This is a genomic window from candidate division WOR-3 bacterium (genome assembly GCA_039801365.1).
Classification (GTDB): Bacteria; Hydrothermota; Tepidihabitantia; order Tepidihabitantales; family Tepidihabitantaceae; genus JBDRUN01.
Genome location: JBDRUN010000004.1, coordinates 44,105 through 60,584, shown reverse-complemented (window position 1 = coordinate 60,584; position 16,480 = coordinate 44,105). Strand labels below are relative to the sequence as shown.

The 16,480-nt window shown below is 57.5% G+C and carries 13 protein-coding genes and 1 tRNA gene; 5 read left to right on the top strand and 9 right to left on the bottom strand.

Features of this window, described 5'->3' with window-relative positions:
* From ricT to ABIL25_01475, 4 genes are all read right to left on the bottom strand, one after another.
* Nucleotides 1-552, bottom strand: a 552-nt coding sequence (gene ricT / locus ABIL25_01490) for a regulatory iron-sulfur-containing complex subunit RicT (protein MEO0080949.1), incomplete at its 3' end; no start/stop codon positions are given.
* 5 nt (nucleotides 553-557) lie between these two features.
* Nucleotides 558-1,955: a GWxTD domain-containing protein gene (locus ABIL25_01485; GenBank protein MEO0080948.1), complete on the bottom strand. Its 1,398-nt coding sequence runs from the start codon at nucleotides 1,953-1,955 to the stop codon at nucleotides 558-560.
* Nucleotides 1,945-3,144, bottom strand: a complete 1,200-nt coding sequence (locus ABIL25_01480) for a GWxTD domain-containing protein (protein ID MEO0080947.1) — start codon at nucleotides 3,142-3,144, stop codon at nucleotides 1,945-1,947. The genes ABIL25_01485 and ABIL25_01480 overlap by 11 nt, the downstream gene beginning before the upstream one ends.
* 80 nt (nucleotides 3,145-3,224) lie before the next feature.
* Nucleotides 3,225-3,899, bottom strand: a complete 675-nt coding sequence (locus tag ABIL25_01475) for a class I SAM-dependent methyltransferase (GenBank protein MEO0080946.1) — start codon at nucleotides 3,897-3,899, stop codon at nucleotides 3,225-3,227.
* 96 nt (nucleotides 3,900-3,995) lie between these two features.
* Between ABIL25_01475 and ABIL25_01470 the strand changes: the two genes are divergently transcribed.
* Both ABIL25_01470 and ABIL25_01465 read left to right on the top strand, forming a co-directional pair.
* Nucleotides 3,996-4,069, top strand: a tRNA-Arg gene (locus ABIL25_01470).
* A gap of 46 nt (nucleotides 4,070-4,115) precedes the next feature.
* Nucleotides 4,116-4,634 carry a nitroreductase family protein gene (locus tag ABIL25_01465; protein ID MEO0080945.1) on the top strand — a complete coding sequence of 173 codons (519 nt, stop codon included), beginning with the start codon at nucleotides 4,116-4,118 and terminating at the stop codon, nucleotides 4,632-4,634.
* Between the two features lie 15 nt (nucleotides 4,635-4,649).
* Here ABIL25_01465 and rimI read toward each other — a convergent pair whose 3' ends face one another.
* Genes rimI through ABIL25_01440 form a run of 5 tightly spaced genes read right to left on the bottom strand, consistent with a single transcriptional unit; the run spans nucleotide 4,650 to nucleotide 8,484 of the window.
* Complete coding sequence (gene rimI, locus ABIL25_01460) at nucleotides 4,650-5,117, bottom strand: ribosomal protein S18-alanine N-acetyltransferase (protein MEO0080944.1); 468 nt, start codon at nucleotides 5,115-5,117, stop codon at nucleotides 4,650-4,652.
* 27 nt (nucleotides 5,118-5,144) lie between these two features.
* Entirely contained in the window at nucleotides 5,145-5,771 is a 627-nt protein-coding gene (locus ABIL25_01455) for a hypothetical protein (GenBank protein MEO0080943.1), read from the bottom strand.
* A gap of 25 nt (nucleotides 5,772-5,796) precedes the next feature.
* Nucleotides 5,797-6,618 (bottom strand): hypothetical protein, encoded by an 822-nt coding sequence (locus ABIL25_01450; GenBank protein ID MEO0080942.1) that lies wholly within the window; start codon nucleotides 6,616-6,618, stop codon nucleotides 5,797-5,799.
* Nucleotides 6,615-7,316, bottom strand: coding sequence for a hypothetical protein (locus tag ABIL25_01445; protein ID MEO0080941.1), 702 nt, complete (start codon nucleotides 7,314-7,316; stop codon nucleotides 6,615-6,617). The genes ABIL25_01450 and ABIL25_01445 overlap by 4 nt, the downstream gene beginning before the upstream one ends.
* 25 nt (nucleotides 7,317-7,341) lie before the next feature.
* Nucleotides 7,342-8,484, bottom strand: coding sequence for a fibronectin type III domain-containing protein (locus ABIL25_01440; GenBank protein ID MEO0080940.1), 1,143 nt, complete (start codon nucleotides 8,482-8,484; stop codon nucleotides 7,342-7,344).
* A 533-nt stretch (nucleotides 8,485-9,017) separates the two neighbouring features.
* Between ABIL25_01440 and ABIL25_01435 the strand changes: the two genes are divergently transcribed.
* From ABIL25_01435 to ABIL25_01425, 3 genes are all read left to right on the top strand, one after another.
* Nucleotides 9,018-11,420: a tetratricopeptide repeat protein gene (locus tag ABIL25_01435; protein ID MEO0080939.1), complete on the top strand. Its 2,403-nt coding sequence runs from the start codon at nucleotides 9,018-9,020 to the stop codon at nucleotides 11,418-11,420.
* 91 nt (nucleotides 11,421-11,511) lie between these two features.
* Nucleotides 11,512-13,650 (top strand): YCF48-related protein, encoded by a 2,139-nt coding sequence (locus ABIL25_01430; protein MEO0080938.1) that lies wholly within the window; start codon nucleotides 11,512-11,514, stop codon nucleotides 13,648-13,650.
* Nucleotides 13,651-13,979: 329 nt separating this feature from the next.
* Nucleotides 13,980-16,475: a hypothetical protein gene (locus ABIL25_01425; protein ID MEO0080937.1), complete on the top strand. Its 2,496-nt coding sequence runs from the start codon at nucleotides 13,980-13,982 to the stop codon at nucleotides 16,473-16,475.
* The last annotated feature ends 5 nt before the right edge of the window (nucleotides 16,476-16,480 follow it).

Below are 16,480 nucleotides of genomic sequence, written 5' to 3'. Positions count from 1 at the left end.
CATGAAACTCCGGCAGCACAGCTCCCGGCCACAGTGCCCAAGTCCCCCTACCATGCGGGCGTGGTCCCGGACGCCGATCTGTTTTATCGCCACCCTGATGTTCAGCGCTGATGATATCACTTTGTGCAATGCCCGGAAGTCGAGCCGCTGGTCCGAGACAAAGTAGAAGCATACCTTCTTTCTATCCCAACGCCAGTGGGCGTCAACTACCTTCATTGCCAGCCCGAACTCGTCCTTCTGCCGACAGAACAGGCTGAGTACACGGCTGGTCTTGAGGTCAAGTTCAGCCCGACTCGCGAGGTCTTCCGCGGTCGCTTTGCGGAGTACGATACCCTTCCCCTCATTACACTCGGTCGGACCGACCACGCGACCAAGGTCCTCACCCTCTTCGTCTCGGATTATCACCTGGTCCCCGGCCGTAACCACTACGCCCCTTGCCACAACGCACACCTCAGACTTGAACGGATGCAGCTCGACCACTACTGACTCCGGTTCTGGACCTTCGCCCTGCACTCTCTGGTTCCCAGTCATTGGCCGCGGGTCATTCGTCATTTGACCTATCTAAACAGCTCCTCTTCGTCCGGTGTCAGAAGATTCTCGTAGCCGGTCTTGGGCTCGTCCGGGCTTGTGGTGTATGCCAGTCTGAAGTTATCATCCCCGGTAAGGTCAATGAATACGAACACATAGCCGACACCGTAGTAGCGCCAGTACTCACGAGGCTTGCGGTCTACCTCTAGAACCCGGCGCTCGACCTCGTCCGGCTCGCCATACTTTACGTAGATGCGGCCCCGGTCGGTATCAATGCCCGATGTCCTCGATGTTCTGAACTTCCTGGCCGCGGTATCCATTCTCCGAGCGAATTCAGCCAGGTTATGTCTGGCCCAGAACCAGGCAAGATACGCCTCTTTGCCCGAGTCGGAAAGTGCGTTGTAGTAACTAAGCTCGCGCGGCGTTGCAATGTAAGAAAGCTTACGGTAGTACTGTTTCTCTAGTTCACTCATTTGCAGCCGGTACGGTGTTGTTGGCCTGGCTGCCTCGGCTGGACTGCCGACCCAGAAAACTTCTTCTTGTGTGCGGCTTTCCTTGCGACCTCGGTCGTACAGTTCGACCGCAAGTACATACTCGCCGGCCGTTAGCCCTTCTACACTCACTCCGAGTGCTGAAGAAACTCGGGCACCGGATTTATGCTTTACGATTGTTTGCTCGGCGAAGTTAGTCTTATGTTCATTTGAACTACCGCTGGGGCGCCGTATGCTGACTCGGACCTCGTAGCTGTCTTGTGCCGGGTCGAGTCCGTAGCCCTCGTAATAGAAATAAACCCGGTCCAAACCTGGGGTACCGTACCGCCGCGTCGGATTGGGAATCACCGAGAAACCGCCACTCACCGTATCGAACACCACCCCGGCCGCAAGCTGCAACGAGCTTAGCGCAAAACCATACTTGAAGTCCGGTACATCAATGCTGTCTTCGACACTACACGCTTCAGTGTAATCCGTGGTCTCACCGCTCGTGTCTGACTGCACTTCGGCCGGCTTTGCCACCGTCATCCGGAACCAGTACCGGCCGGGTAGCATGGACACACTGAACATATCAACGAAAGTCCGTTGGGTTTCTCTGGCCTCGCTGAATGAACCGAGCCGGGCCTGTTTGAAGATGACCGCGTCTTGGCGATACCCGCGATCTCCCTTTGACTCAAACCGGATGCTGAACCGGGCGACAAGCCCTGTGTCACCTGCCTCGTAGTTGAGGCGGTCGTAGGGAATCGCATAAGAGAATTCCACCCTGGTCGAGTCCTCGTTGCCCTTGAATGCCGCCCAGTCAACGCTGAACCAGTCCGGCCGTTCACCGGCATCCAGGCCGGCCGCGGGCTCGGCGCTCGGACGCAAAGCGTCTGATGCGAGAGATGGCGTGCCTAGTGCGCACAGTGTCATCCAGAGGAGAGTACTAATTATCATTCAGGGCTCCAGGGTTGGTAAGCACGTACTCGCCGAAACCATATCGGTCGACAAACAGGAATTCAAGTCCCAAGTCGTAGTAGTACCAGGTTTCACTTGCTCGGACATCCAGTTCGAAAGGCCGCGAGTCAATGTTGTCCGGCGGGCCGTACCGGACGTACACCCGGCCGCGGTCGCTCTTGAATCCTCGGTCCGCGCCACCAAAGTGTTCTTTAGCGTAGTCAATGCGCGCGAAGTATTCTTCTTCCCTTTCGTTTCTGGCCGTGGTCGGAGTCGGGTCTTTCTTCTTCCAGAAATCGTTCCAAGCCTGCTCGCGTTCTTCGCGCGGCCTACGCTTCAGCTCAGCCATCTCCGCGGCCGTTGCAATATACACAAGTTCTTCGACCTTCTGCCGGTAGGCTTGGTCGTCAAGATAGAACGGCGCGTCAATCCGGAAATCGATCCGGCTCGCATTGGTCTGGGCGTGCGGACCGAACGCAGTTGCTTCCAGGCTATAGGTTCCGCCCGGCATTCGTGTCTTTCCGGCCGAGTCAGTCAGTGCGATCCGATAGCGTGCGTTCGAGTACCTGTTCACCGCTTGGTCGGGGTCAACCTGCGAGTCTGGAACAAGGGTCGCAGCGGTTACAACTTTGTTACTACCGTTCCTGATAAGGAATCGGAAGCTGTCAGCCCGCGTGCTTGGTGCGACCAGTTGAGCCAGAGCCTCGAGTGTATCTCCGAGACGGTATGTCCGGGTCGGGTTAGGACGACCTGCCCGGAGTAGTCGGACCAGAAGTTTCGACCCAATGGCTTCAAGTTCGAACACCGTGCTGGCCACGCGATCACTGGAGTAGTCAGAGACCTGTACACGGCACCGGGTCGCTCCGGCCGGCACCATGATACTGACGGTACCGGCAATAGTCGAGTCGCGTTCAACCGTGTAGTCGTACTCCGGTACCTTGGCGATTAGCTGCCATATGTCTCCCGCCAGTGGGTTACCGGCTTGATCCAGCAACTGAACCGCGATGTCGAATCGGGCGGCAAAGCTGTCATTGTACCTAAGGAACACAAGCGAAGTTAGCGGAATTTCGTAGGATAGCTCAAGGTCTGTTCCGCTGTCTGGCCTCGGGTATTGCGCCATGTCAAGCGAGAGCTTGAGGTTTCCTAGCACTTGAAGTGAGCCGATGATAAGAACGACAGTCAGAGCCATCGAAAGTATAGTCTAGGCTGCATGGCACCGAAGTCAAGGAAACCGGCATGTTGCTATCAAACATGTTGACCCACTGGAACTTACATCCTCCTGGATTCTTCTATTTCTGACAAACGAGTAGTGGCAACCATGACAATGAAGCTGGCGCCTCGGACATATCCAGACCGCGGCTCTTCCACTACTAGGGGCTCGCCCGGTCCGACAAACAGCGTCGAGACAACTCTGACAATCCGAAAGCCTGCCTCCCTTGTGACCTTTGCAACTTCGGGGAGAGTCCAGAACCGTGCATGGGTGAAGAGTGGGTGTCCTGCCTTGGCCTTCTCAACATAGCTCGCTGCCCACTTGCCATCACGGTCAAGATAGCCATTGACCAGCCGACCGCAAGGTCTGAGAATGCGTCGGCACTCGGCAAGGACCCTTGCCGGCTCAGTAAGGAACTCCCAAGTCGTCAGTAGAAAGACCGTGCCAAAGCTCGCGGCCCGAAACGGCATCTTTTCGCCCTCGCCGTGCAGCACCTCGATACCACGCTCTTTCGCCTTGGCCAACAAGGCGACCGACGGGTCAATGCCAAGCGGGATTCCAAGCGCCTGGGCGAACCGGCCGCTGCCGCATCCGACCTCAAGCCAGGGCTTGGGCAATGCGGGCAGAAGCGGTCGGAGTGCGGCAAGCTCAGTCTCAAACGCCGTTTTGCCTTTGGTGTCGTACCAGGCATCGTACCGCTCAGCGAGTTCGTCGAACGGTGATTGCGGGCTCATCGTTCTCGCATCTTACTGCTGGCAGTTGCCTCATGTCAATGGTCATACTTGGCTCGGCTTGACTTCCGCCGGCTGCTCGGTTAGATTCTGGCCCTGGCGCCCGTAGCTCAGATGGATAGAGCGGCAGACTCCGGATCTGCAGGCCACGCGTTCAACTCGCGTCGGGCGCTTTTCCTGTCTTGCAGGAACCATTGAATCTACCGTGCTGGAGGTGTGATGGATTTCTATGAGGTCGTCCGTCACCGTCTGAGTGTCCGCGGCTACAAACCTGACCCGGTCCCGGAAGAAGTGCTGACCCGCATCCTTGAAGCCGGCCGCCTTGCTCCCTCGGCAAAGAACATTCAGCCTTGGAAGTTCATCGTTGTCCGAGACCCGAAGGTCAGGCAGGAACTGGTGCCAGCCTGCCGCGGCCAGCAGTTTGTCGGTGAAGCGCCGGTTGTCATCTGCGGGTGTGCGCTTGAACAGGAAGCTTGGCACGGCATGGGCGGATATTGGAGTGCGGCCGCAGTAGACGTAACAATTGCGCTAGAGCACATGATCCTTGCGGCTGCGGCCGAGGGGCTTGGCACGTGCTGGATTGGTGCATTCATTGAAGCAGAAGTCAGAAGAGTGCTCGCGATACCCGAAGATGTGAAGCCGATCGCCTTGACTCCGCTGGGCTACCCGGCCAGTGAGCCCAGGCCCCGGCCGCGCAAGCCCATTTCGGAAATTGTCTGCTACGACCGCTATGTCTAGCAGGCCCAATTAGGCCTATTGACCCTGTCCCGCTGCAATATCTTTCTCCATCACCACCGCGTCCTCACCGTTCGAGTAGTAACCCCGACGCACGTAGGTCTGGACAAACCCGAGCCGCCGATAGAAAGCCTGTGCCTCGGTGTTTGACTGTCTGACCTCCAGATAAACGGACTTTACACCGCGTCTCCGGCCAAATGTCTCCAACTGTTGCATGAGCGCCCGGCCTATACCTAGACGTCGGAATGCCGGCTCGACCGCGATATTCGCTACGTGCAGCTCCTCCTCAGCCCAGGCAACCGCATAACCGGCCAGACGCCCATCTTTCACTGCGACCAATGCCAGGCTGTGGGGTCGGTGCAAGTCCTGTCGGAAACAGGCCTGACTCCAGGGCTCGACAAATGTTGCCTGCTCCAGCTTCTCGACGTCATCAAGGTCTTCCTCGGTCATGGGCCGGATGAGAGCAGCGGTAATCAAACCTTCCATTGCGCCAATGTCGCTCTGGTTGGGCGTTCAGCGTATTACGTGCAGCCAGTCGTGGAGCAGAAAATAGAACCGGCCGATCAGGAGCGAGACACGAGCCATGACCGTGTACCCGAACGATGCTCCGAACGCAACCATGATGAAGATGATGCCGACCCGTGACAAAACACCTAAGGCACCTTTGTGCTCTTTAGAGAAATAGAAGTAGAATAGCGTCGCGATTACTCCAATATAGACCACGAAGTTGTTGACCGTGATAAGCGGCCGGAGAGTGTCGGAAATCTGGGGCAGAAGATACCCCTGGACGGCGGCGACCAGCCCAAGTCCGGATCCAATTCCGACGGTGAACGAAATCGGCCAGCGCGAAATCCAGGCAATCTTTGGGATTGACCGGCAGAGCATCATTATTCCCAGAATTGTCGGCACGACGAGAATCCACGCCTCCCAGTAGTTGTGCTCGGCCAGATTGTTTCGGAATGCATCTACAAGCATCGGGTACACGTCGAATGCCCACGCATAGATTACCGCGAAGCCGGCCGAAGTGCCGACGTAGATGTGCTCCGCGACTTTGTAGAACGGATTGTCCCGATACAGAAAGGAAAGAATCGCTAGCGTGAGTGTGGCCGCGATCCAGGTGCCGATGATATTCAGTAGCATATGGTGGTGCTCAATGGAGCGAGGGTCACGCCTTCCTTTTCCTTGACAGCAGGTAGCCGATGTTGCCGATGACAAGGAGAAGTATTATCAGTCCGTGCGCGGCAGACTGGGCCGGCATGCCGAGCGTGGCCGAACCCGGCCTTTCAACGAGTGTCTCATACTCGGATGCACCCTGCAATCCGCCGATTAGTCCCTTTATCTGGCCTGAGTGCAGGTACTGATACAGATTCGGCGCATTCACACCGGTGCAGCCCACGATTATCGCCTGATTGAACCGCCCGCCCACGTACTGGATCCAGGCATCAGCAACGCCACCGTGCGCCAGGCTCACCAGTAGTGCGATATCCTCGTAGTTGTGCACCTGGCGCATGAACGGGAATGAATCAACCGGTACGTTACGGTAGTCGGTTCGGAAATAGTCTCGTATTTCTCGCCCCATTCCAACCATCATCGCGGTGAATCCTGGCCGGTAACCGAAGTTCACGTAGTCGTCGCCGTACTTCTTGCCCATTTCGGGCGCAACCTGGTCGAGTGCAATTTCTGCTAGCGGCAGCCCCAGGGCAAGCTGTCCCATCACGATAACCTTAAGATTTTTCTTGAAGGCATGACGCAGGAGGGCCACCAACATCGGCTGGACTTCAGGCGCCGATGACGGGTCGAAGTCAATGGAAATCATTACGACCGACCCGGCCGGTAGCCGGTCAACCGCGCCAAACGCCTCCCGTACCGGCTCGGAGACCCTTATGCTGGTTTTCGGCCGGACGATAATCGGCACGGCCACGACCAGAGCCAGAAGCAGATACAGAACCTTGCGGTCAACGTTCGCAAGCCGTTCCCAGAATCTCATGACATGTAGGTCCGTTCAATTCCCAGAATGATGCGTAGCGACATTGCAATGCCGCCCAGTGCCAGACCGATACCAATGCCCCGTACTGCGGCGGCAGTTGCAATTGACATCAACCAGTCCTTGACCGCGGCAAAAAGCTCTAGCCCGGCGAATTTTCCCACGTCCACACCCGGGACCACCAGGTGAACGAGCTCGCCGATGCCGCGCCAGATGGAACTGCCCAAGGGTACGTTTCCAAGCATCACAAGACAGGCGGCAATGAGCAGCAGCGTCGCCGCGAAGTTGCGCACCCGGAAAGCCCGGTACGCCGCGGACACAATAAAGAACGCTAGGCTTGCAAACATCGTGGCCTGAAGCGGTATTATCATATAGGTGTACAACCACATGAAGGGCGCGCGCAGGGCAAACGGTGACTGAAACCGAATCCACGAGTAGAACCCGAGTCCCATTGTCCCGGCCAAGGACAGGACCAGCAGCAGGCTGTAGGGCCAGCCTTCGGTCCGGCGGATCACCCGGGTAAGATGGTGCCGGGTCAGGGAATCAAGTCCGAGCAGGAATGTGAACCCGGACACAATCGCGTACCAGTTGAGGAACCGTGACTCCAGGTCGCCGAATGGCCGGTGGGGAATGAAGAACGCAACGATGAGCAGGAGGGCGGTCACGAACACAACGGCCAGCGGCACATTCCTCTTCAGCATGTTTCTGTCTCGCTCCTCATTGTCCTCAGTAGGCTGGTGTTGCCCACCTTACTACAGTCTCAAACACTGACTGAAGCCACGGCGCCGGTTTCGACACCAGCGTCGCCAGTGTGCCCAGAGCCACGGTGCCCGTAATCAGCACAATGAGCCAGAACCGGATGAAATCCTCACCCTTCAAGGTGCCAAGCATTACCGGCTCCGGTCTAAGATAGCACGAAGCCGCGTAGATCTCCTCGCCGATCATGGTATAGTCACAGGCTGCAACAAAGAACGGCAACTGCGTCGTCTCGGTCGTGCCTGCCAGTTGAATTGCGCCGACCGAATGTCCGGTTTCGGCCATAATCAGCGACTCGGCATAGAAATATCCGAGCCAGAAAATTGCGCCCGGCTTCTCGCGCAGAATCATGCCATCTACGCCTGCGGCATAGCCGAACTGGTCCGAAGTCAGAAAACTGATGTTGTCAGCATTGTAGAAGTCCGGCCGACCCATCTCAGTATAAGCCTCCTTCACCGTCTCCTGGGCCGCGGTCATCACGATCGGGTCCGAGTTCGGCACCAGCAACCGAGTCGAGTACTCCGCGGACTTCATCGCCACCTTGCGCAGCAGCGGCAGGGCCGCGATGACCACCATGTCGGTGATGTATCCGAGTCCAAAACTGAACATTATCGGCCGGCCCATCTCGGTCGCCCGACCCAGTGCCTCGTCAATCGCATCCAGCCCGGAAATCTTGCGCACAAACATCTTTGCTCCCCGGCGCGCGCGGTAGATGTAGAACACAAAAAGCCCGGAAATCACCGCCGTCAGGACCAGAATATTCACCCGCGTTGTGTTGAACCACTGGGCAACTGATTTTACCGGCCCAACTACCTTACCTCTCACAGTATCAGTACCGCTCACCGCGTCAAGGCGGTAATAGTACGGCCGGCCATCCTGCACACTGTTGTCCGTGTACTCAGAGGACGAACTCGGCTCCTCAGTCAAGGGCACAAACCCGGAGTCTGGCGCGTCTGACCGGTACACCAGATAACTACTTATCAGAACCGAATCCCCGACCGCGGACCAGCTCAGCCGAATTGCACCGCCCTGGTCATTCGGACTATCAGCAGCAGAGAACGAACCGGCCGCAAACGCGGCCGAAACAATGCAGGCTACCAGCGCGTTCATCATTCCACGTGTCACAATCCTAACCCGCAGCAAATACATGTCAACAACACCGGACGTCAGACGCCTGGATTTCGGGGCAACCCAGGAAGCCTTGATAATTTGGACCTACCCCCAATAGGTTCTGCACTGACTGTAGTCATGCAACCTCCTGCGTCGGCACACCACGGTTTGTAGCGGCATTTTGCCACGAGCTCCTTGCGGACTGGTCGGAGCAGGCGGTCAACCGTAGATGGACTGATAGCCTTGAGCTTGGTAGATGCCTTTCTGAGCTTGGGATGGCAGAACAGCCGCTGGTTGTCGAAGCGGACCGAGTGAGTGAGAAGGAGAAAAGATGTCTAGCAGGCAGGCTGCCAGGATGGTTTTCCCCTCGTCGTCTAGGAAGAGATGGTCCTTGGTAGCTTGTTATTTCACGCCCGAACAGGCCTTGTCCATTCTGACGAAACGAACCTGTTTCGGGTAGGTTATTTCTGACGAAAATCGGGGCCTTGACTTGGTCACGAAGCCGGGTACGATTTGCCGCGGAGGTAAGTAGCGTTATGACGACACAACGATTCCGTCTCAGTCGTGAATTGATTGCCGTACTGGCCGTGCTCGGTGCAGCGCTGTTGTACAAACTCATCTATCTCGTCTACTACTCACAGCAGATGCCGTACTACAACTTCCCGATGGGCGATTCAATCGTTTACCTCGACTGGGCCCGCAACATCATCCAAGGCGATGTTTTGAGTCTTGCGCCGGCGCTCAGGGTGTTCTATCGGGCACCATTGTATCCCTATGTACTCGCAGCGCTCATCTGGGTGTTCAACTCGCTTCTACCGGTGTACGTGCTGCAAATACTGCTTGGAGTCCTGAATCTGTTCCTTACCTATCTGATTGCGAAGCGCCTGTTTTCGCATCGTGCTGGCATCGCGGCGATGGCGCTGGGCGCATTGTACGCGCCACTGTCGTTCAAAGAGACCAAGCTGGTTTCGGTCACCATTGTCATCACGCTGCTGCTTGTGGCCGTGTGGCTGCTGCTGCGTTCTGAGGAGCGAAGACCCCGGCTCCACTGGCTTCTGGCCGGACTGTGCATCGGGGTCGGCACCCTGGCGTGGGGCGGGACGATTGTTATCGTACCGGTTCTGTTCCTCTTCTGGCTGTTTCTGCGCAAGCGGTTCCGGTTCGTCTGCTTCGTACTGTTCGCGGCCGGCTGGTTTGTGGCAATTCTGCCCGCGACCCTACACAACGTACTGGCGGGTAACGACTTTGTACTGGTGAACGCAAACTCCGGCTATACATTCTACCAGGGCAACAACCCGGGTGCTTCGGGCACGATTGTCCATCCGCCCGAGGTGTATGAACAGACCTATGGCGGCAAGTACCCGACTGGCATCGGTGAGCAACAGTTCTTCGATATGGGGTACGCAGCCAGAACGATGCAGCGGGATTCAATCAAACCTTCCGAGGCCTCTTCTTTCTGGTTGAAGCGAGGGCTCTCTTGGATTGCCAAGAACCCGGGTAACTTCCTGCGGCTCGAGTTCCAGAAACTTGTGCTCATGCTCTCAAACTACGAGTTTGCCAGCAACTATTTCCTTTCGGTGGAGCTTGAGCAGGTACCGGTGCTGCGCATCGCGTTTCTACCCTTCGCACTGCTCTTCGCGCTGGGACTTGCCGGACTTATCTTGGAACTTCGCAGCCGGGCGAAATTTTGGCCATTATATCTTGTGCTGGTTGCGACCGGGCTGACGCTAATGGTGTTCTACGTCGGTACTAGGTACCGGCTGCCGCTAATCCTGCCGCTGGCCGTATTCGGTGGCGCGACAATCAGTCGGCTCATTGGTCAGTGGAAGAACAAGAAGCCCGGCATCGTTGAGCTGGGTCTTGTGGTGCTGTTTGCAATCCTGTCCTGGATATTCTGTACAGTGCCGATGAGCGGCCGGCATGCATTTGTCACCGCACTCGGATACCGAAACCTCGGCGAATGTTATCACCAGCAGGTTGGTAACGCGGCCAAGGCACGCCGGGCGTTTGACCGAGCAATTTCGCTGCACGAGCAACACAACTGGTTCGGACGGACGGTGTTGGCCCGTGACGCCCAGGCCGATGTATTCACTCTGCGCGGGAACCTTTCATTCGACGAAGGCAAGTTCGACAGTGCGATTGCCGACTTCCGGCGTGCGCTTGAGATTGACCCGAGTCGGACCCAGGCCGTAGGTAAGCTGGGGTTTACTTTCTTCAACAAGGCAACCAGGGTCCCCGGAATTGAACCGGCCGTCCGGGCGGCCCTGCTTGACACTGCGTTGACGTTCGCCCAAGACTGGTATCGGACCGACACCACGAACTTCCAGGCGCTTGCACTTATTGGCGACATTTATCTCAACCGGCGCGACACGACCAGGGCGTTGGAAAACTATAGCCGGCTCATCACGATTGCACCCAGATTCGCACCGGCTTATTACGCGATGAGCGACATATACCTTGCCCGCAACGACCCTAGTCAGGCAATTGCCACGGTGAAGATGCTCACCACGGCTGACACGCTGAACGTGCCCGCTTTTCTAATTCTGGGTGACCTGTATCTAAGAACCGCCGATTCCTCGGCCGCGCTTGAGAACTACGAGCGCGCGACCAGACTCGACACGCTGAACCTTCAGGCCGCGATCAAGCTCGGTGCGTTTCACAGCGCAAGGAAGAACTACGGAGAGGCGGCTCGGATATTTGAGGCAGCAATCAAGCGGGTTGAACGGCCGGGTGTCCGGCTTATACCCGGCACGCCCGCAGTCGCGGCTTACGTTGAGCTCAAGCTCAGGCTGGCCAGCGCGTTTCTGAATCTTGCTGAATGGGACAAGGCCAAGGCCCAGGCCGAGGCGGTACTCAAGCTCGTGCCTGGACAACAGACCGCACAGCAGCTCAAGCAAGCAGCGGAGGGAAAGAAAGTTCCGGAGTTTATTCTCTGGTAGCGGCCATGGTAATCCGGACTTGAGCTGTCTGACAAGAGCTCAGAATCGCCAAGCCAAGGGCTTGGCACGGACAGGGAGAAAGGAGTTACGGATGACTTGGAGACAGAGAATGATACTGGCGGCCGCAGGTATTGCCATTGCCGTGGCATCGTCAGTCGGTCTTGCCGGCTGGTCGTGGGTCAACCCCTGGCCACAGGGCAACAGTCTTAACTCCGTCTTCTTCACCGGTCCCAACACCGGATATGCGGCCGGCAACGGAGGGACCCTGATGAAGACAACGGATGCGGGTACGACTTGGACCGTGGCAACGGTCGGTCGGCACACCCTCAGAGGGATTCATTTCCCGACCGGGACCACAGGGTATGCGGTCGGCGATGCCGGTACGGTGCTGAAGACGACCGACGCGGGCAGCACTTGGAATACATCGGCAAGCGGTGGGCCGACGCTCTACGCAGTCCACTTCCCGACCGATGCGAGTACCGGCTATGCGTGCGGTGAAACCGGAACGCTTCTGAAGACGACCGATGGTGGTGAGACATGGCAGCCGATTCTGGTCGGCACAAGCGATCGACTGGCTGCGGTTCAGTTCCTGAACAACGAAGCCGGATATGTCGTAAGCGTATCCGGAGTGGCATTCAGGACTACGGACGGCGGCAGCTCCTGGCAGCCGGAAACAGTCAGCACCGGTCGGGTGCGACTGAACGGGCTATGCTTCCTTGATGCGAATATCGGATACGTCGCGGCGGACCGGGGTCGGGTTTTCAAGACTACCGACGGCGGCAGCTCTTGGCAAACTGAGTCAGTTCCTGCCAGCATCCAGCTTCGCGCAATCCACTTTCCCTTGGACGAGGACACTGGTTATGTGTGTGGCGATATGGGGTCAGTGTTCAAGACAACCGATGCGGGCCAGACCTGGATGCAACAACCGACCGGGCCGGACCTGGGCGCGCTCCACTCAATTCACTTTCCGACCGGTGCTAGTGGCTACGCGGTCGGCGAACGAGGGCTTCTCCTCGCGACTACGGATGCCGGCGTGACTTGGAACCGTCTGTCGCACGGATTCTCAGGCGCGAGCTTCGACATCGAGTTCCCAAACTCTGACACGGGTTACGTTGCCGGCCAGGATGTCGTGTACCGTACCACGGACGCGGGAGAGACGTGGTTTACCGACAGCCTCGGCTTCCAGATGACAATCAATGACCTGTGTTTTCTGGCTGGCGCCAACATCGGTTACGGTGTCGGTCCTCAGGGCGCAATCATTAGGACTACAGACGGCGGACAGACCTGGAAACCGGACTCGTGTCCGGGCGTGCAGGCAGACTTGGCACGTCTTTCCTTTCCCGACACCGATACTGGATATGCGTGCGGCGCGGCCGGCACCATTATCCGGACCACGGACGCGGGAGCGTCCTGGTCCCGGGTAAACCCGCCGGACACAATGAGAAGCTATGTCGCGATATGGTTCACCGGCCCGGCGGTCGGATTCGTCTGTGCGAAGAACGTCATCTACCGGACCACGAACGCGGGCGCAAGTTGGTCATCCGATACTGCGGCCCAGCGGCCAATAGCAGACCTTTTCTTCCCGCTGCCTGGTACTGGGTACACATGCGGGGAAGAAGGAGAGGTCCTGAAAACAACCGATGCGGGTTTGACCTGGGTTCCTCTGCAAACCGGTGTGCTGATGCGACTCAGGCGGATCGTCTTCCCGGTTGATGCTAATACCGGGTACGCGGTCGGCGATAATGCTACGGTGGTCAAGACGACTGACGGCGGCCAGAGTTGGGAGGTTCAGACGTTGCCTGCAGCCGGACTCGGGTTTATTGGCGTGTCGTTTCCTGCAGACAACAGCGTTGGCTATGTGTGCGACGATGCCTGCTGCGTACTGAAGACCACAGACGGTGGAATCGGAATCGCCGGACCAGCAAACCGAAACCAAATGACAGATGCCAGACTGCAGATTGCGCCAAATCCGGCAAGGGGTGGGCAGGTAATGCTCAAGCTGTCAGGTAGCCTGGTGACTAGAAGCTCGCGTTGCCGGGTGAGCATTTTCGATGCCGCGGGACGGTGTGTCCTTGCTCCCCTAACCCAATGGAGAAGGAATAACAATAGTGGGCGTCATGAGGAGTTGAGCATCCCGCTTGATATGTGCGAGCTCGCAACCGGGATTTACCTGGTGAGATTGCATGCCGAAGGCCTGACGCAAACGCAGAAACTAGTGGTGCAGAGATAGACCGCGAACAGAGTAAGGGTAGAACGATCAGACCTTAGTTTCCGCCGAACGAGACTACTCCTCCAGTCCTGCAAAACGCTTGCTGCCTACGTTCTTGTCAGCTCGGGAATGTTGATTTCAGTCTTGTTCCTAATTAGCGCTGCGTCTCGTCCCGTCTCCAGCCAAGCCAATTTTCTGCTTGACAATGGCCTTTTCCTGGCCTTACAATGCGGTGTAAGTTTACGGGTACATCCGAATCGTAAAGGACACAGGAAAGCAGGGCAAGGTGCGGCCCTGCTGAAGTAAGGGAACGCCCTCAGGCACAGAGGGCAAAACAAAAAGGAGGCGCAATGCCTAGAATCAGCATCACGGCAATGGTTCTGTGTCTGACCATTGCTATTGGTACCGCCCTTGCGGCGGGCCAGGCCAGTGTCCCGGCCCAGGACGCTATCCAGATACCAAAGTACATCAACTACCAGGGCAAGCTCACGGACGGAAGCGGTAACCCGCTCGAGGGCCAGTTCGACATGCTCTTCGAGATATACACTCAGTCAACCGGCGGCTCACCGGTGTGGAGCGAGACCCAGCAAAATGTGCAAGTGACCGGAGGTCTTTTCAATGTCATCCTAGGTTCGAACAACCAGATTGAGCCGACCGAGTTGCCGGAAGGGCCTGAGTGTTGGTTTCAGGTGACGGTGGAAGGCGATCCGATTCTGCCGAGGACAAGAATAGTGAGTGCACCGTACGCCTACAACGCGGATGACGCAGCCAACCTTGGTAACCGGCCTGCAGCCGACTATATCAGCGTCACGACTGTGGCCGGTGGCGATTTGACCGGGTTGTATCCCAATCCGACGATTGCGCAGAAGAGTGCCACGAACGGCCAAGTGCTGAAGTGGAACGCCAGTACATCGTCCTGGTTGCCTGGTGACGACCTTCAGGGTGGCACCGGAACCGTCACGAGTGTGAGTCAGGCGACAGGTGTCATCTGCACGCCTAACCCGATAACAACGACCGGCACGGTCGGCTTTGACGTTACCTGGGGAGATGCCCGGTACGCGCCTTACACTCACACGCACAACTACGTGCAGAGCGTTACCGCAAGTGCTCCGCTTGCGTCAAGCGGTGGACAGAATCCGAACATCACGTTGAATACCAGTGGTGTAACCCCGGGCTCTTACACAAACACGAACCTGACGGTTGACCAGTACGGCCGGATCACGGCAGCGTCGAATGGCACCGGCGGTTCTGGCACGGTGACGAGTGTCAGCCAGAGCACTGGCATCATCTGTTCGCCTAACCCGATAACAACGACCGGCACGGTGGGATTCGACCAGACCTGGGGCGACAATCGCTACATCAACAACGGCGAGGCAGCGGGTGGGCACCTGACTGGCACGTACCCGAATCCCACATTGACTACGACCGGCGTGACAGCCGGTTCCTATACGAACACAAATCTGACGGTTGACCAGTACGGCCGCATCACCGCGGCATCGAACGGCACCGGCGGGGGTGTGGGAGGTTCGGGCACCGCGAATTACGTTGCCCGCTGGACGGCCTCGACGACCTTGGGGAACTCCTCAATCCAGGATGCCGGGGCCGGCTACATCGCAGTTGGAACTAACCCAAGTAGCAGCTATCGCATATACGGCTGGTATGACGCCGACCACTACGGGTACCTCGGCAGCGCTGCCTACGGGGTCTACGGCTACGCGTACAACGCAAGCACGACGCAGTACGCTGTATATGGATACGGCAGTTCCTACGCAATGGGTATAAAGGCATACTGCACCCTAAACACCGGCGTCCATGCCAATAGCCCGTTTCTGGGTGTGGCCGGTATTAGCAGCGGTGGTGGCAATGGTGCACGGGGAGTGCTGGGTTCCACAGACGACTGGCTGGGCGTAATAGGCTATAAGTCGGGTTCGTACTCGGGCTATAGCTGGGATGACCCGAACGGCGGTATCATCGGTTTGCAGGACTGGGGCAACACGTATTCTGCGGGAACGATTGGCGTCACTTGGGATGATTATGGTAGGACCGCGGGCGCATTTGGCGGTATGATATTGAATTCGAGCGGCTTAATTGGCACATGGGGTGCGCTGGGGTACTACTCAAGTACTTCGGCCCGTTACGGCGGTTATGGCACTACTGCATGGACTTCGGGATCGGGAGACGGTTTTGGGTGCGGCTGGTACGGCGGCCTGATGGGCGGCTGGCTCAGGGGCGATGTGTACGGCGCGCATGTCAAGGGTAACAGGTATGCATTATACACGGACGGAAACAGCTACACCAACGGCGTTAGTGCAGTGTTGCACAACACTGGCACGAAGCGCGAGGCAACCTATGTGCCGACTTCGGTGAACGTCGAAGTATATGCCTCAGGCATAAGCGAGCTTAAGGACGGAGAAGCTAGCGTGACCTTTGGCGCTGCGTTCAGCGACATAGTCTCGGGTGAGGTGCCGGTTGTCGTGACTGTGACCCCAATGGGCGAGTGCGAGAATCAGGTGTATCTGGCCTCAGTTGACCAGAACGGCTTTACAGTGCGCGAGTCGAATTCGGGCAAGAGCTCGACCAAGTTCGCCTGGATTGCGGTCGGCCGCAGGGCCGGATACGAGCAGAAGCCAGAGCTGCCTGAGGAACTCGCCGCAACCGACTTTGACCAGAAGATGGAACGGGTGATGTTCAACGAAAACGACACTAGGAACTCAGCTCTGCCGATGTGGTTCGACGGCACAAAACTGCATTTCGAGCCGAGGCCGCAGGGGCCGAAACTGCCGAAGCGGATTCCGGCTTGCGCTGCCAGCGACCGCCTGACTGCAAAAACGGTACGAGGAAGGTAGGAGGA

Bases quoted from the DNA above. Each gene is read 5' to 3' on its own strand.
- ABIL25_01445 (MEO0080941.1), bottom strand. From the start codon at position 7,316: ATGCTGAAGAGGAATGTGCCGCTGGCCGTTGTGTTCGTGACCGCCCTC.
- ABIL25_01455 (MEO0080943.1), bottom strand. From the start codon at position 5,771: ATGCTACTGAATATCATCGGCACCTGGATCGCGGCCACACTCACGCTA.
- ABIL25_01485 (MEO0080948.1), bottom strand. From the start codon at position 1,955: ATGATAATTAGTACTCTCCTCTGGATGACACTGTGCGCACTAGGCACG.
- ABIL25_01430 (MEO0080938.1), top strand. From the start codon at position 11,512: ATGACTTGGAGACAGAGAATGATACTGGCGGCCGCAGGTATTGCCATT.
- ABIL25_01480 (MEO0080947.1), bottom strand. From the start codon at position 3,144: ATGGCTCTGACTGTCGTTCTTATCATCGGCTCACTTCAAGTGCTAGGA.
- ABIL25_01450 (MEO0080942.1), bottom strand. From the start codon at position 6,618: ATGAGATTCTGGGAACGGCTTGCGAACGTTGACCGCAAGGTTCTGTAT.
- ABIL25_01440 (MEO0080940.1), bottom strand. From the start codon at position 8,484: ATGATGAACGCGCTGGTAGCCTGCATTGTTTCGGCCGCGTTTGCGGCC.
- ABIL25_01435 (MEO0080939.1), top strand. From the start codon at position 9,018: ATGACGACACAACGATTCCGTCTCAGTCGTGAATTGATTGCCGTACTG.
- rimI (MEO0080944.1), bottom strand. From the start codon at position 5,117: ATGGAAGGTTTGATTACCGCTGCTCTCATCCGGCCCATGACCGAGGAA.
- ABIL25_01425 (MEO0080937.1), top strand. From the start codon at position 13,980: ATGCCTAGAATCAGCATCACGGCAATGGTTCTGTGTCTGACCATTGCT.
- ABIL25_01475 (MEO0080946.1), bottom strand. From the start codon at position 3,899: ATGAGCCCGCAATCACCGTTCGACGAACTCGCTGAGCGGTACGATGCC.
- ABIL25_01465 (MEO0080945.1), top strand. From the start codon at position 4,116: ATGGATTTCTATGAGGTCGTCCGTCACCGTCTGAGTGTCCGCGGCTAC.